At 47.6% G+C, this 13,466-nt stretch carries 13 protein-coding genes; 3 read left to right on the top strand and 10 right to left on the bottom strand.

Annotated features, from left to right (window positions below; translation table 11 throughout):
• Positions 1-123: 123 nt before the first annotated feature.
• A complete protein-coding gene (locus tag BCT27_RS23630) occupies positions 124-462 on the bottom strand; it encodes a DUF3319 domain-containing protein (RefSeq protein ID WP_102317876.1) in 339 nt (112 codons plus the stop codon).
• Positions 463-602: 140 nt separating this feature from the next.
• Complete coding sequence (locus tag BCT27_RS23625) at positions 603-956, bottom strand: DUF3319 domain-containing protein (protein WP_102318022.1); 354 nt, start codon at positions 954-956, stop codon at positions 603-605.
• Between the two features lie 218 nt (positions 957-1,174).
• Between BCT27_RS23625 and BCT27_RS23620 the strand changes: the two genes are divergently transcribed.
• Complete coding sequence (locus BCT27_RS23620) at positions 1,175-2,137, top strand: tyrosine-type recombinase/integrase (RefSeq protein WP_102389922.1); 963 nt, start codon at positions 1,175-1,177, stop codon at positions 2,135-2,137.
• On the opposite strand, the gene BCT27_RS23615 is transcribed toward BCT27_RS23620, so the two are convergent.
• Together BCT27_RS23615 and BCT27_RS25930 are read right to left on the bottom strand one after the other, a co-directional pair.
• Positions 2,134-3,135 carry a D-alanine--D-alanine ligase gene (locus BCT27_RS23615; protein ID WP_102389920.1) on the bottom strand — a complete coding sequence of 334 codons (1,002 nt, stop codon included), beginning with the start codon at positions 3,133-3,135 and terminating at the stop codon, positions 2,134-2,136. The two genes, BCT27_RS23620 and BCT27_RS23615, sit on opposite strands and share 4 nt — an antisense overlap.
• A gap of 288 nt (positions 3,136-3,423) precedes the next feature.
• Positions 3,424-4,023, bottom strand: coding sequence for an SPOR domain-containing protein (locus BCT27_RS25930; RefSeq protein WP_241905054.1), 600 nt, complete (start codon positions 4,021-4,023; stop codon positions 3,424-3,426).
• Between the two features lie 314 nt (positions 4,024-4,337).
• Between BCT27_RS25930 and BCT27_RS23600 the strand changes: the two genes are divergently transcribed.
• Positions 4,338-7,022: a bifunctional acetate--CoA ligase family protein/GNAT family N-acetyltransferase gene (locus tag BCT27_RS23600; RefSeq protein WP_102396969.1), complete on the top strand. Its 2,685-nt coding sequence runs from the start codon at positions 4,338-4,340 to the stop codon at positions 7,020-7,022.
• Positions 7,023-7,135: 113 nt separating this feature from the next.
• Here BCT27_RS23600 and BCT27_RS23595 read toward each other — a convergent pair whose 3' ends face one another.
• Both BCT27_RS23595 and BCT27_RS23590 read right to left on the bottom strand, forming a co-directional pair.
• A complete protein-coding gene (locus BCT27_RS23595; protein WP_102317881.1) occupies positions 7,136-7,432 on the bottom strand; it encodes a Dabb family protein in 297 nt (98 codons plus the stop codon).
• 88 nt (positions 7,433-7,520) lie between these two features.
• Positions 7,521-8,417 (bottom strand): LysR family transcriptional regulator, encoded by an 897-nt coding sequence (locus tag BCT27_RS23590; RefSeq protein WP_102396968.1) that lies wholly within the window; start codon positions 8,415-8,417, stop codon positions 7,521-7,523.
• Between the two features lie 322 nt (positions 8,418-8,739).
• Between BCT27_RS23590 and BCT27_RS23585 the strand changes: the two genes are divergently transcribed.
• The gene (locus BCT27_RS23585) at positions 8,740-10,368 is read left to right on the top strand and encodes a DUF2813 domain-containing protein (RefSeq protein WP_102396967.1); all 1,629 of its coding nucleotides are present in this window, start codon (positions 8,740-8,742) and stop codon (positions 10,366-10,368) included.
• 18 nt (positions 10,369-10,386) lie between these two features.
• On the opposite strand, the gene BCT27_RS23580 is transcribed toward BCT27_RS23585, so the two are convergent.
• From BCT27_RS23580 to BCT27_RS23565, 4 genes are all read right to left on the bottom strand, one after another.
• The gene (locus BCT27_RS23580) at positions 10,387-10,908 is read right to left on the bottom strand and encodes a DUF3833 domain-containing protein (protein WP_102396966.1); all 522 of its coding nucleotides are present in this window, start codon (positions 10,906-10,908) and stop codon (positions 10,387-10,389) included.
• 2 nt (positions 10,909-10,910) lie between these two features.
• Positions 10,911-11,585: a chalcone isomerase family protein gene (locus BCT27_RS23575; RefSeq protein ID WP_102396965.1), complete on the bottom strand. Its 675-nt coding sequence runs from the start codon at positions 11,583-11,585 to the stop codon at positions 10,911-10,913.
• Between the two features lie 47 nt (positions 11,586-11,632).
• The gene (locus BCT27_RS23570; protein WP_102396964.1) at positions 11,633-12,154 is read right to left on the bottom strand and encodes a DUF2878 domain-containing protein; all 522 of its coding nucleotides are present in this window, start codon (positions 12,152-12,154) and stop codon (positions 11,633-11,635) included.
• Positions 12,155-12,225: 71 nt separating this feature from the next.
• Positions 12,226-13,464, bottom strand: coding sequence for an SAM-dependent methyltransferase (locus BCT27_RS23565; protein ID WP_102396963.1), 1,239 nt, complete (start codon positions 13,462-13,464; stop codon positions 12,226-12,228).
• Positions 13,465-13,466: the final 2 nt, after the last annotated feature.

The raw sequence follows: 13,466 nt of genomic DNA, 5'->3' as shown, positions 1-13,466 counted from the left end.
TCAATTTAGCAATATGGTATCAAATGTTCCCTGCCTGTATATACAGAAAACAAAAGGCATTCACCTTTCGGGAATGCCTTTAAATACAGTAATGTTATCTACAAGCGCTCTAAAGGCTCGTGTTTAGCGAGACAGTGAGTTTTGGTCGATAAACTGTTTTAGCTTCGGCAGTGGCCCTTTTAGCAGTTGACCACGGACAAGCATGTACCAAAGCCCAGGTTGCTTCTCGTCGACCATGATTTGAAAACCTTTATAGCTTTCAGAAGAACGCGATTGCGACGCTTTGAAACCTTGACGTTCGAATTCAGCAGGACGACGGAAAATACGCGTGTCGCACCACCAATCAATGCATTGTTTAACGCCTAGCAAGCTGCCAGATACACTTTTTCCACCCACATTTGATGAGTAAACCTCATCACGGCTTTCGATGGTATGCCCACGATGCGTGAACCGCTTCTTCATGCTGACCTTTGTTAGATGTGTAATATTTTACTTATGGTGGGATTTTAATGAATTGCAGATGTATTGACGATATTTATTGATGCATATGACGCAAATATTCTGTCTATCTGCTTCACAATTAAACAAATATTTGCGAGCGGTTAAGTCTTTGTAACGACATTTTTATCAATAAATTGCTTTAGTGCAGGAAGTGAACCTTTGAGGAGGTTGCCTTTGATGATCATGTACCATGCTTTATCATCGTCTTCGGCGTCATTCATGATCTGAATGCCTTTATACTCTTCTTGTTTCTTGGTTTTCGCATCGTCGAAATCTTGCTTATCAAAATCATTCGGCTCACGAAGGATGTTGGTATCACACCACCAATCTATGGACTGCTTTACGCCAAGCAGCGAGCCTAAGACGCGCTTCCCCCCAATGCGGGCACTGTATTCTTCCGTTTTTTCATCAGCAAGTTCTACATTGTAACCGCGATGGTAGAGACGCTTTTTCAAAAGACTCACCCTAACTCGTTATTAATGATAAACATACGACATTCATACTGCATTAATCACAAATTAGACCAGTTTTTATTGCAATGCCAAATTTCATCATTAGCTGATGATTCTATGGTATTTAGTCCATCCACGGCTTAATAAGCATGAATACTGTTTAAATCCACATAATTTATGCTAATGTTGTAGATAACATTTAAGTTATAGTGCGCTATATCATGAAAAAGATACAAGCTCTTACTGACCCTGAAGAAATCAAAGCAAGCGTGACGACGTTTCGTAAAGGTGATGTATCACTTGAGACGTGGAAATCGCTGACGCATGGCGCGTACAGTCACAATTCTCTATTGAGCTTTCAAAATGACTGGGAAACGTTTTTGGGCTTTTGTCGTGAGCACAAGGTGTCACCCCTTCCTGCAGCCGTGACCGCCGTCAGACGTTTCGTCGAACAAGCCGCGAAGACACGCAAAGCAGCGAGCATAAAACGCTACATCATTACCATTTCAATGATTCACCGCGTTCATGCTCACCCTGACCCCACCAAGCACCGTGAAGTACGGTTTACGTTGAATAAACTCTATCGTGAAAAAGCGGATGACGCAGGCCAAGCGACGGCATTTCATCTTGAACACCTGAATGCCCTTCATGAAAAACTGAGCGACAGTGATCGTTTGAAAGACATCCGTGACTTGTTAATTTGGACGCTGTGTTTCGAAGGTATGCTTAAACGCAGTGAGCTTTCCGCGTTGTCTTATGATGCACCACAGAAAACAGACAACGGTTTCGTACTGCATGTCGGTGAACACGTCATTTCACTCAGCGAGCAGGCTGGCGATTTGATTGAGCGATGGTTGTTGGTTTCAGGGGTTGCTGATGGCCCACTCTTGCGCGGTATCAATAAGCACGAACAACTCGGTGATACACCCATGGATCACTCTTCTATTTATCGTGTGTTTCGAAGAGCTGCCAGTGAATTGGGTGAAGAAAATGCATTTACGTTTTCAGGCCAATCACCGCGCGTTGGGGCGAGCCAAGATCTGTCACAGGCAGGATTGTCGATAAAGGAAATTCAGCAACAGGGAAGATGGAAAAGCCCCGCGATGCCCGCTCAGTACGTGGGTAATAAGCAAGCAAGGGACGAGGCTATGGATAAGCTAAAACGCAAAATCGAACTGGATTAGTTCGCAGCAACTCCGCTTTTAATGCAGCTTTCTAAATAGTCGGCAAAGACGTGGCCGTTATGTTCTACCAGTTTAGGGAACATAGAAATCGGCGTCATACCAGGGAAGGTATTGATTTCATTCAACAGCACTTCACCTTCGTCCGTTAGGAAGAAGTCGATACGCGACAAATCTTTCAGCTTCAAATGCACAAAGGCTTTTTCCGCATACTCACGCATTTTCGCAATGTTTTCTTCCGTTAAGTTATCCGGCGTTACCGTCGTCAAACTGTGGCTTGATGTGCTGTATTTCTCTTCGTAGGTGTAGAACGTATCTTCCGGCGCACAGATCTCACCTGGGTTAGTCACAATCACCTCGCCATTAAAATGGTAGGCCGCAATTTCAAGCTCGCGTGGGCGTACTGCTTTTTCAACAAGCACTTGATGAGAAAAAGTAAACGCGTCTTCGATGGCCTGCTTCACTGCCGCTTTGTCTGTGACTTTATAACAGCCAACAGATGACCCCTGACACGCAGCTTTCACGAAAATAGCGCCCCAAAGGTCAAACGCTTCTTCTGCCTGTGCAATGCTTTCGGCGTTATTGTCTGTTAAGAAAACATACGGCGTGTTTGGAATACCAATCGCATCAAACCAAAGCTTTGATGTGATTTTGTTGAAGCAGACGATGCTCGCTGACGCATCACACCCCATAAACGGCAAACCCGATAACGCTAACAGTGATTGAATGTCACCGGTTTCGCCCGGGAAACCGTGAATACAGGGAACAACATAATCAATGGCGACTGTTGTATTGCCTACATTTAGGGTTTTATCGAGGTTTAGACGGCAAGGTTGTCCATTTGCATCTTTCCAGCCTTCGTCTTTCGTGATTTCAACGCGAATGACAGAGACGGAAGACACTTTCGAAAGCTCTGATTCGAGATAATTCGCGGAAACCATTGAAACTTCATGCTCTGCGCTGCCACCGCCGCACAGGAGTAAAACTTGAGTTGGGTTCATGACCTTACATACTCCGCCCTAAAACAGTTTAGGGATAACAAAAATTCTGCTGCACAATCCGGTGCATAACATGGAAGGTGAGCCGCCTATAGTAGACAAACCCCTGCCACCTTTCATCCAATCGAGATCAATTAACTCGCAAAATTTGTCCAATCGCTCAAAAACGCGCCGTATTGCAAGGTTCCAGTCGTTACACGACTGAATAAATATAGAAAAAGAGAGCAAATGCTCTCTTTTTCAGCGTTCTTTTTGTCCCAAGCTCACCCAGGTATTAGCGAGTTAGACGCGTTAATTCAGTCGTGTCATGTCTGGCGTTGACGAACCTTTAATCGAAGAGAAGGAACGAATAAAAGGACCGTACTCTTTGATGGTTTTCGGCAGCGCATTCAATGCAGATTTCGCGGCTTCTTTTGATGGGAATTCGCCATACAGCAACGTATACCAAGGCAAACCTTCAACCATTTTCTTGTTTGACCACACAGGCTTGTCAGACGGCAACTTGTCCATGTACTCGGTGAAACCTTTATTGTGGCTGAGTGCAATAACCTGAATGGTGTATTTTTTCGATGATGTGGTTGCCGTCGTTTTCATCATCGGTTTTTCAGCTTTCGTGCTTGCTACCATGGGTTTTTCTTTCATGGGAACAGGCATCGGCTTAGGTGTGGCCGTCGCTGCAACCTTGGGCGCAGGTTTTGGCATTGGCTCAACGTTTGCCGGCATCTTAGGTGCCGGTTTTACAGTCTCAGGCGTAACATTCGACGGCTCAGTAGTAGACAAAGGCATAACCTCAGCCCCAGAGCTTTGCGTCAGTAGCAACTGAGTTGTATTCGATCCACCAGCACAGCCGGCAAGCGCTAATGTCAGCGCGACAGAAAGGATTTTCTTCATGAATATTCTACTTTTAGGACTCACTTTCTTTATTCTGACCCCAGCATAGGATTCATTCAACCTTAACGACAGCAACTCTCCCAAGTATCTGCCACGTATCACACATCCCTACAATTAGCGTGCGACGGATGATCCACTTTCTTGGTCAACCCTCCCTTATTTCGCGGTGGATCACAGGCAAGTCAATGGAGACATGCAGCATTGAATAAACACGGTAATATATACCCAAACAACTTGAAGATGCCGGATTCAGCGAGCACCGTCAGGTTGTTTGTTTATACTTCAATAACTTGAAGATTCTTCAGGAGAGGGAAATGACTAACCTCGATGCGCTATTCAAACCAAAATCGATTGCTGTTATCGGCGCGTCTAACACTCCAGGGCGCGCGGGCAATATCATCATTAGAAATCTGCAGTCCGGTGGCTTTCAAGGCCCCATCATGCCTGTCACGCCCAAATATCAGGCCGTGGCTGGGATTCTCGCGTATTCCACGATTGAAGAACTCCCCCTTGTTCCTGACATGGCAGTACTTTGTACCCATGCGAGCAGAAACAGTGAACTGATTCGCCAGCTTGGCGAGAAAGGCGTTAAAGTCGCGATCATCCTTGCGGCAGGCATGAAGAATACACTGAACGAAAACGGGCAAGCTGAATTTGATGTGATGCGCGACATCGCATCACAATATGCCATGCGGGTGATTGGCCCTAACAGCCTGGGGATGATCCAGCCTTGGATTAACCTCAATGCGTCGTTCTCACCGATTCCCGCTAACCGCGGCAACATTGCCTTTGTTTCTCAATCCGCCGCGGTGTGTACCACGATCCTCGATTGGGCGAAAAACCGCCGGGTCGGATTTTCAACCTTCATTTCTCTTGGCGAAGCCAGCGACATCGATTTCCCTGAGTTGCTCGATTACCTCAGCCGAGAAAGCAAAACCGATGCGATTTTGCTTTATATCGACAACATCCAAGATGCGAGGCGCTTTATATCCGCTGCCCGTGCCGCATCACGTAACCGCCGTGTGTTGGTGCTGAAAAGCGGACGAACACCAGAAGGTGCAGGCGCACTTCCCCACCTTTCTGAGTTCTCTCATGGCCTTGATGGTGCCTATGATGCAGCTATCCGCCGTTCAGGGATGCTGCGCGTACGCACGACGCATGAACTGTTTGCAGCAGTAGAAACCCTCTCCCATTCTGTGCCTCTGCGAGGCGAGCGCTTGGCCATCATTTCAAACGGGGGTGGCCCTGCTGTTATGGCGGTGGATACCTTGGTGGAGATGGGTGGAAAGCTTGCCGTGCTCAGTGATGAAACCATTGCGAAGCTCAACGAGGTACTGCCCGTGAGTTGGTCGCATGGCAATCCCATCGACATCGTCGGCGATGCAGACACCACGCGTTACCAAAAGGCTACCGAGATTCTATTGGAAAGCGATGAAGCGGACGCATTACTGATACTGCATTCCCCTTCAGTGACGGCGCCAGGGTTAAGCACGGCGAAAGCCTTGATCCAAACGTTGAAGAACAACCCAAGGGCGAAACGCTTTAACATTTTGACCAACTGGCAAGGTGAAAGTGACGATGCCACCGTAGCGAGGCTTGCCTTTGCCCATGGCGGTTTTCCTGCCTACCGTACACCGGAAAGTGCGGTTACCGCATTCATGCACTTGGTCGAATACCGCCGAAATCAAAAACAACTGATGGAAACACCGGCTTCAATGGGTCAAATTGATTACGACGTCGAAGGCGGAAATGCGCTGATTCAGCAAGCATTGGAAAACCACCAAACCACATTAACAACCCACGAAGCTCGCCCTTTCTTGGAAAAATACGGCATCAATGTGATGGCGACATGGCTAGCCGCAGACCCATCAGAAGCCGCACAAATTACCGAGCAAGTGGGCTATCCCGTTGCCGTAAAATTACGCTCACCCGACATTCCACACAAATCAGATGTCAACGGCGTCATGCTGGATTTGAACAACGCAACTGAAGTGGCCAATGCAGCACAACTGATGTTGAACCGTGTGTCCTTGGCGTATCCAACCGCACGTATCCAAGGCTTACAGATTCAGAGCATGGCAAGCCGTGCTGGCGCACAAGAATTACGGGTTTGCGTTCGCCATGATCCTGTTTTCGGGCCCATTATTTTGGTGGGTGAAGGCGGTTCAGAATGGGATGTAAACCGAGACGCCGCGGTTGCAATTCCTCCATTGAACATGGCACTCGCTCGTTACTTGGTCATCGGCGCGGTTAAATCGGGCAAATTAAGGCAGCGTAGCCATCCTTATCGCCTGAACGTGAATGCGCTTTGTCACTTCCTAGTGACGCTGTCACAAATAATCATCGATTACCCTCAAATTGCAGGGCTCGATATTCATCCGCTGCTCGCTTCGGGCGATGAGCTGCGTGTATTGGATGCCTCTATCAAGCTATCTCCCTACGAGGACGACATACATTCTCGCCTTGCCATTCGCCCATACCCGAAAGAATTAGAACAACGCGTTACGCTGAGAGATCGCAGACCCGTGTTGCTTCGCCCCATTCTCCCTGAAGATGAGCCTAACCATAAAACCTTCATCGAACATGTGTCCGTTGAAGATCTATACAAACGCTTTTTCTCCGATGTGGGCGAGCTAAATCATGAGGCGTTAGCAAACCTAACCCAAATTGACTACGACCGCGAAATGGCGTTCGTCGCCGTTTACAGGAACGATGAAACGCAGGAAGACGACATCCTTGGCGTGGTCCGTGCGCTATCAAACCCAGAACACACTGATGCCGAATTTGCCGTGCTGGTTCGCTCTGACTTAAAAGGTGTTGGCCTAGGACGCATTTTGATGGAGAAAGTGATCGACTATGGTCGTGTAAGCGGATTAAAGCGTTTCAACGGCATGACGATGCCATCAAACTCCGGCATGATCGCCCTCGCACAGAAAGTCGGATTTAGTATCGATGTGCAGTTGCAAGATGGCATCGTTGAAATGGAAATGATGTTATAGCGCGGCAGTTAAAGCGACAATTCAAACAGATAGAAAAGGCTGCATAGCAGCCTTTTTTCGATCACACACCGACCAAGTCAAGTGACAGTGTAACCTTTATTAAGTCGTTGGTTTCAAAGCGTATAATCAACCACGATCAAATCTTCGATGTGAGGACCAAACACCACTTTGAGTGCATCGTGTTCTGGGTCAACAAGGTAACGCTGACGTGCATCTTCATCTGCAAACGTCATAAAGATGACATGGGTATACCCTTTGTTTTTACCTTCAGGGCTGTCGTTTTCACCCCACTCTACGGACACAACCCCTTCCACACGCTCTGTCATTGATTCAAACTCTTCACGAATCTCTCCAAGATCAGCTTCATTCGTGGTTGTTTTGAAGGTTACCAGTAATATGTGTCGGATCATCTTGTTGCTCCATAAAGGTTTTAGCGAAACAACCGAACACAATGCTTAGCATGTGTTCGGCTGATTTATGATGGTGTTTCCAGCCTACTCATTCTTTCGGCATAGGTTGAATTACTTTTAGTACTTTCGGCAATTCACGGATCATCCAGCTTTTCGCATTTCCCATACGGTTCCGCTTCCACGCCATCACCCACTCCAAGCGATACACCTCGCTCCCTTTAATGATTTTCAGGTCACCGTCATCCAGTTCCTTTTGTATCCACCAATCCGGCATGGTACCTATGCCCAGCCCCTTCTTAATGGCGTGGTATTTTTCTGCCATCGAGGACACGGTGAGTCGTGGCTGTTCATCCAAAATGTTAAAGGTGTACGTTTTGGCATTGCGCGCCGTATCTGCAACCGAAATACTGCGATACTTACGTCGCGTGTCCGCGTCATACGGATTGGCTTCGCTATGAATAGGATGGTCTGCATGTGCCACCCAATACCCTTCGGAGAAACCCAAAGGTTGCACTTTCAAACTCTGAGGATAACTTGGTGCTGTTGGGCAAATCAGTATATCTGCGCGATCTTCTTCCAACGCTTCCCATGACCCCGCAAGAATCTCTTCCTGCAAGCGAACGCGGGTGGTTGCCTCATTGCTTAACTTATCAATAAGTGGAAAAAATTGGCGAGCTGATAGCAAGCCATCATAGGCGATGGTGATATCTAATTCCCACCCATGCGCTAGCGATTTCGCATCCGCAACGAGCTCGTCCGCCGCATTGCTAAGAATGCGTCCTCTTTCTAGTAGCAATCTTCCTGCATCAGTAAACGACGCCTTATGGCCAGAACGGTCAAAAATAACCAAATCTAAATCTTGTTCGAGCTTTTGCACCTGATAACTCAGGGATGAAGGCGCACGGCTTAAGGAGTCTGCGGCAGCGGCAAAACTTCCCTTTCGATCAATCGCGTCCAATACTTGCAGCGCTTCGAAAGATATCATTGTTGTGTCTCCCTCTTCGTGTACTCGCTTTTACTCAAAACCTTCTGAAACAGGGTGGCTTCTTGATGAGCCTATCCCCCTCAATGTTGCATTGTTCAGGGTTGTGTCAAAACTGTTCAGTTCTTTATCATATGTACCATTGCGAGTTGACCTGTCTTTCAACTATTTCTATTCATAGCAATGCATAATTTTAAAAAAACCTCATTTTAATCTGTCACAATTCACTGAATAAAAACAACTTTTAGGCACCCAATCGCTAATTTCGTGATGTACACATCGCCATAAGCCCCTTAACTGTCTTACTCTTACTTAAGAGGTGCCTATGAAGTTAGATCGCATTGAAATAGCAGGGTTTCGCGGCATTCGTCGACTATCGCTAAGTCTCGATGAACTCACCGTGCTTATTGGAGAGAATGCTTGGGGCAAAAGTTCACTCTTAGACGCACTGACACTCTGCCTACCATCCACTGGAGAGGCATACCCTTTCCAACGTTCCGATTTTCATATCGACCATACCCTTGGAAATGCCCAAACCAACCAAATCCTCATCGTCTTTCGATGGCTAGAAAGCTTTTCAGGTGAGCACCGAGCAAGGCGATACCGGAAATTCTCCCAAGTGTGGAACGGAAATACTGAAGGGGTACGCCGAATCGATTTTCGTATCAATGCAGAATTTGATGATGGAAAGATCACCGTGAGTCGAGACTTTCTGACGGAGCAAGGCGATGTTATTGATATCAACAACAATGAAGAACTCGCTCACCAGCTCGTCGCACTTCACCCTATCATACGTATGCAAGATGCACGGCGCTTGCGGGACGCAGAGCTTCTGCAAAATGGCAACAAAACACGCTTAGAGAAGCGGCTAGAAAACACCGTACGTCGCTTACAGCAAAAACCCGGTCATGTGAATAAGGGAGAGGTACGAAGCGGCCTAAAAGCCATGCGTACTTTGCTCGACCATTATTTTGCGTTCGATTCCCATAATCGCTCCCCCAGCGATGTTGAGCCTGCACGCCACCTCAACATGAGAGCTAATTACATTCACCCGCTAGAACATGTCGCAAAAAACACATCAAACCAAAGTCGATTGCTGTTGATGGGGTTGCTCAGCGCCTTTGTGCGAGCCCGAGGCCCCAAACAATTAAAGGCCAATGCGCGTCCTATCGTTATATTTGAAGATCCCGAAAGCCGCTTGCACCCAACTTTACTGAATCAAGCATGGCGCTTGATTCGACTGATGCCGATGCAAAAGATCTTAACCACCAACAGTGGCGATCTTCTCTCCGCTACGCCTTTGGCAAGCATACGACGATTAGAGCGCGGTTCGACACACACAGTGTCGCATCAGGTATCACCCGATGCGCTGTCGAAAGATCAAGAAAGGCGCGTCTCATTCCACGTTCGTATTCATCGCCCGAGCGCACTCTTTGCGCGATGTTGGCTACTGGTGGAAGGCGAAACGGAAGTCTGGTTGTTCAACGAATTAGCGCGGTTACAAGGCTATGACCTTGCCGCGGAAGGGGTGCAACTGATCGAGTTTGCACAAAGTGGCCTTAAGCCGCTGATTAAGCTGGCCATCGAGCTCGGTATTGAATGGCATTTGATTGCTGATGGCGACATGGCGGGACAGAAATACGCATACTCAGCACGCAATATGCTCAATGGCGATCAAGAAAATCATCGATTGACGCTCTTACCCGATCGAGACATTGAGCATTACCTTTTTCACAATGGCTACGAGCCACTGTTCCGACAAATGGCTCATCTGGAAGGACAAACAAAACTGTCGACGAAGAAGATCATTGATAAAGCGCTGAAGAAATATGCAAAGCCAGACGCGGCGTTAGCCATTATCGAATACACAGAGCAACATCACGATGAAAACATTCCTCTCTTGCTTCGCTGGACGCTTCAACGTGTTATTGGCATGGCAAGAGGCTCAGGGTGATTGTCGGGCTTCAGCCCGCTACTGCTTTTCAAAGAAAATGGTGATGCGCCCTACTTCAATGCCGAACTTTTTCATGGAGGTAAGGTTGAACACGCGCTTATCGTCTTGTCGGTACAACCAATCATCCAGCGTCAGCACATAATTGCTTTCTCCGACATCAACGCTCAAGTCATACGCCCAATTTAGTGCGTTACCTTCTTCACGCCCCGTCGCAATACCCACCACATCGCCCGCTGTGCCTTGATATGAACCGTCCGCATTTTGAGTGATCGTCCACACTCGATTCTGCTTTTCACCGTCCGCGAAATCGAAGTCTTCATCCAAGATGAGTTGATTGCCCTCAACAGTGCCTTTAATCACCACCTCAAAGCGACGTGTTTCCATTCCTGTATAGTCTTGAACCATTCCCCAAGCTTTCACGTCGCCATCGAAATACTCAAACAAATTGAACGCAGGTGTCGTGGCTTTGTAGTCATCGATAGAACTAGAGCATCCCACCAATCCAAAAAAGATGGCGCTTAAAAGGGCGAATATTTTCATGTTTATTTCCTGTTTGAAGCCTCGCCGCCAATCAGCGCGAGCCTAAGTGTCGGGTAAGCGGTATCTGGGGAAAGCCAAATGTTGGCGAAAGCATCAGCAAGTACCGCTTCGTTCAACGAACCTGTCGGTTTTGCCGTGTCGTTCAATGCTTGGTAATAGAATTGACCTGTTTGATTTGAAAGCACATAAATCAAACGGTCACCCTCTTCCACGTTTGGCCAGACGCCCTCCATGTTCGGCAACCAAGTGTCAATCTGGCTTTTGGTGTACCCGAGGTGTTCCCATTGTTCAACGGTCGCATCCAGTAAATCTTCAGCATCAATATCTCGGCTATAGGTAATCACCAACGCCAAAGGCTCGTTGCTTTCAGCGACGTATTTGCCGTTTTGAGTGCGCAGCTCACTGTCGTAGATTTTCCAAAAGCCCCAGGTTAACGAGGCGTTGCCGACAGGTTTCCACCACATCCATTGATCACTATTGGCATTTGCATTTAGAGCGTGTTGAGCGTCCACCACAGAACCAGATGACGCTTCTGTCGCCATCGCATCTGCAAACGACGTTGATGACGCTGTTAACGCCGCCATAAACAAGCACATAACCCAAGGCTTTGTCTGTCGCGAACAGACTTGGCTTGATGTTGAGCGCTGGTTTTTCGTAATTGCAGAAAATGGCTTCATCGGTATCGAGTCCTTATTTATTTCCAGATACTGTTTCTTTGCAGCTTCTATTTTTTAGCAGGTATTGCAGAATGACTGTCGGGGCCAGACTTTGCTTTTCTGGTTAACACCTTCAGCATGGAGAGGAATACCACGGTATACATCAGCCACATGCCAAACAAAATCAGCGCTGTTTTCTCAATGGGCTCTCCAAACGTAACAGCATCCAAGCGTTCTCCACCAAGGTAACTAAGCATTCCCCCTACACTGCCTGCGATGAGCAATATCCACGTCTTTTGAGACATCATCCAATCGCGAAGCAACCAAAGGTACGATGCAAACCCCGCCCACATCAGGCACAACCAAAGTGGCAGATGCGGATGGGGAAATTGAAGAATGCCCAAATGAGAGAGAACGCTGTCACCGACGATGCCAACAACAGCAAACAAAGGCATCGCCCAATACAAGGAACGATCAATCAACAACGCCCCAATGAGCAGCACCACCAGCACTGGGATCCAATCGCTACGACCAACAACAGCGGCGAACCAAAACACATTGAACGTTAATGAAAGTAAAATGACGCGCATACGTTCCCCTTTATCGACCTTGCCGTTGTTTACGAGCGAATACTCCGCAAAAAATGTTGAATAACCTGTCGTTACTCTCTCCACCCCGGACGGCTCATGACCAATTGCACCGTGCTGATCGTGCGCTCACGGAAGCCGCCTTCGCAGTAACAAAAGTAATAACGCCACAAGCGGATAAAGCGCTCGTCATACCCCAGCGAAATCAGCTCTGATTGGCGTTCGTTAAAGCGTTCATGCCAGTCTTCAAGGGTTTTCGCATAATCTAACCCGATGTCTTTCAAGTCGCGCACCACTAAGTCGCTGTGGCGCGTGAAATGAGAAAGCAACACGTTAACAGATGGCAGGAAGCCCCCAGGGAAGATGTGCTTCTGGATGAAGTCCACGTTGTTGCTGTAATAGTCATAACGTTGGTCAGCGATGGTAATGGCTTGAATCGCCATCAGGCCGTCATGCTTGAGCAGTGATTGGCATTTCTTGATATAGGTTGTGAGGTATTGCTTGCCCACCGCCTCGATCATTTCAATGGATACAAGCTTGTCGTACTCACCGGTCAAATCGCGATAGTCCTCTTTGAGCAAGGTAATCTTGTCTTCCAACCCTTCTTGCTCGACTCTGCTTTTTGCCCATTCAAATTGCTCGCTGGAAATCGTGGTGGTGGTCACGCGGCACCCGTAGTGCTTTGCCGCATGTATCGCCATTGCGCCCCAACCGGTACCAATTTCGATCAAGTGGTCTGTTGGCTTCAATTCGAGCTGGCGACACAGACGATCCATTTTCTGAAATTGGGCTTGTTCTAGGGAATCTGACTCTGCTTCATAGATACCGCTCGAATACAGCATCTCTTGGTCGAGAAACTGTTCATACAATGCATTGCCCAAATCGTAATGCGCAGAGATGTTATTTCTGGAGTTCTCTTTCGTATTGCGGTTTTTCCAATGCGCAATTTTTGTCACGATGTCTGCAAGCCAACCTACTTTGCTTTCTAATCGGTCAAGCGCCGGCATGTTTCGACAACACACGCGAATCACGTTGGTTAAGTCTGGAGAGTCCCACCAGCCATCAACATAAGCTTCTGCCGCACCGATACTGCCACCTGTCAGCAACCTTTGATAAAAGCCTGGGTGTTTAATAATAATTTCCGCATGTAGTTCGGCAGACGTATCGCCGAGCTGATGCGTTTGTCCATCATGATCAACGAGCGTGAGACCCGCGCCTTCGATGTATCCGAACGTTTTCAACAGCACATTTCTTGCGAAAGTGTCTTTCTTTGTCACTGCGCAGGATGTGGTTTCGATTTGGCTTGAATACATAG

This window comes from Enterovibrio norvegicus, from assembly GCF_002876705.1.
In the GTDB taxonomy this organism is placed as follows: Bacteria; Pseudomonadota; Gammaproteobacteria; order Enterobacterales; family Vibrionaceae; genus Enterovibrio; species Enterovibrio norvegicus_B.
This window is presented reverse-complemented; position numbering and strand designations above follow the sequence as displayed.

What these genes read in the sequence shown, in the direction of transcription:
- BCT27_RS23630 (WP_102317876.1), bottom strand. Translation starts at nt 462, where the DNA reads ATGAAGAAGCGGTTCACGCATCGTGGGCATACCATCGAAAGCCGTGAT.
- BCT27_RS23620 (WP_102389922.1), top strand. Translation starts at nt 1,175, where the DNA reads ATGAAAAAGATACAAGCTCTTACTGACCCTGAAGAAATCAAAGCAAGC.
- BCT27_RS23615 (WP_102389920.1), bottom strand. Translation starts at nt 3,135, where the DNA reads ATGAACCCAACTCAAGTTTTACTCCTGTGCGGCGGTGGCAGCGCAGAG.
- BCT27_RS25930 (WP_241905054.1), bottom strand. Translation starts at nt 4,023, where the DNA reads ATGAAGAAAATCCTTTCTGTCGCGCTGACATTAGCGCTTGCCGGCTGT.
- BCT27_RS23600 (WP_102396969.1), top strand. Translation starts at nt 4,338, where the DNA reads ATGACTAACCTCGATGCGCTATTCAAACCAAAATCGATTGCTGTTATC.
- BCT27_RS23595 (WP_102317881.1), bottom strand. Translation starts at nt 7,432, where the DNA reads ATGATCCGACACATATTACTGGTAACCTTCAAAACAACCACGAATGAA.
- BCT27_RS23590 (WP_102396968.1), bottom strand. Translation starts at nt 8,417, where the DNA reads ATGATATCTTTCGAAGCGCTGCAAGTATTGGACGCGATTGATCGAAAG.
- BCT27_RS23585 (WP_102396967.1), top strand. Translation starts at nt 8,740, where the DNA reads ATGAAGTTAGATCGCATTGAAATAGCAGGGTTTCGCGGCATTCGTCGA.
- BCT27_RS23580 (WP_102396966.1), bottom strand. Translation starts at nt 10,908, where the DNA reads ATGAAAATATTCGCCCTTTTAAGCGCCATCTTTTTTGGATTGGTGGGA.
- BCT27_RS23575 (WP_102396965.1), bottom strand. Translation starts at nt 11,585, where the DNA reads ATGAAGCCATTTTCTGCAATTACGAAAAACCAGCGCTCAACATCAAGC.
- BCT27_RS23570 (WP_102396964.1), bottom strand. Translation starts at nt 12,154, where the DNA reads ATGCGCGTCATTTTACTTTCATTAACGTTCAATGTGTTTTGGTTCGCC.
- BCT27_RS23565 (WP_102396963.1), bottom strand. Translation starts at nt 13,464, where the DNA reads ATGTATTCAAGCCAAATCGAAACCACATCCTGCGCAGTGACAAAGAAA.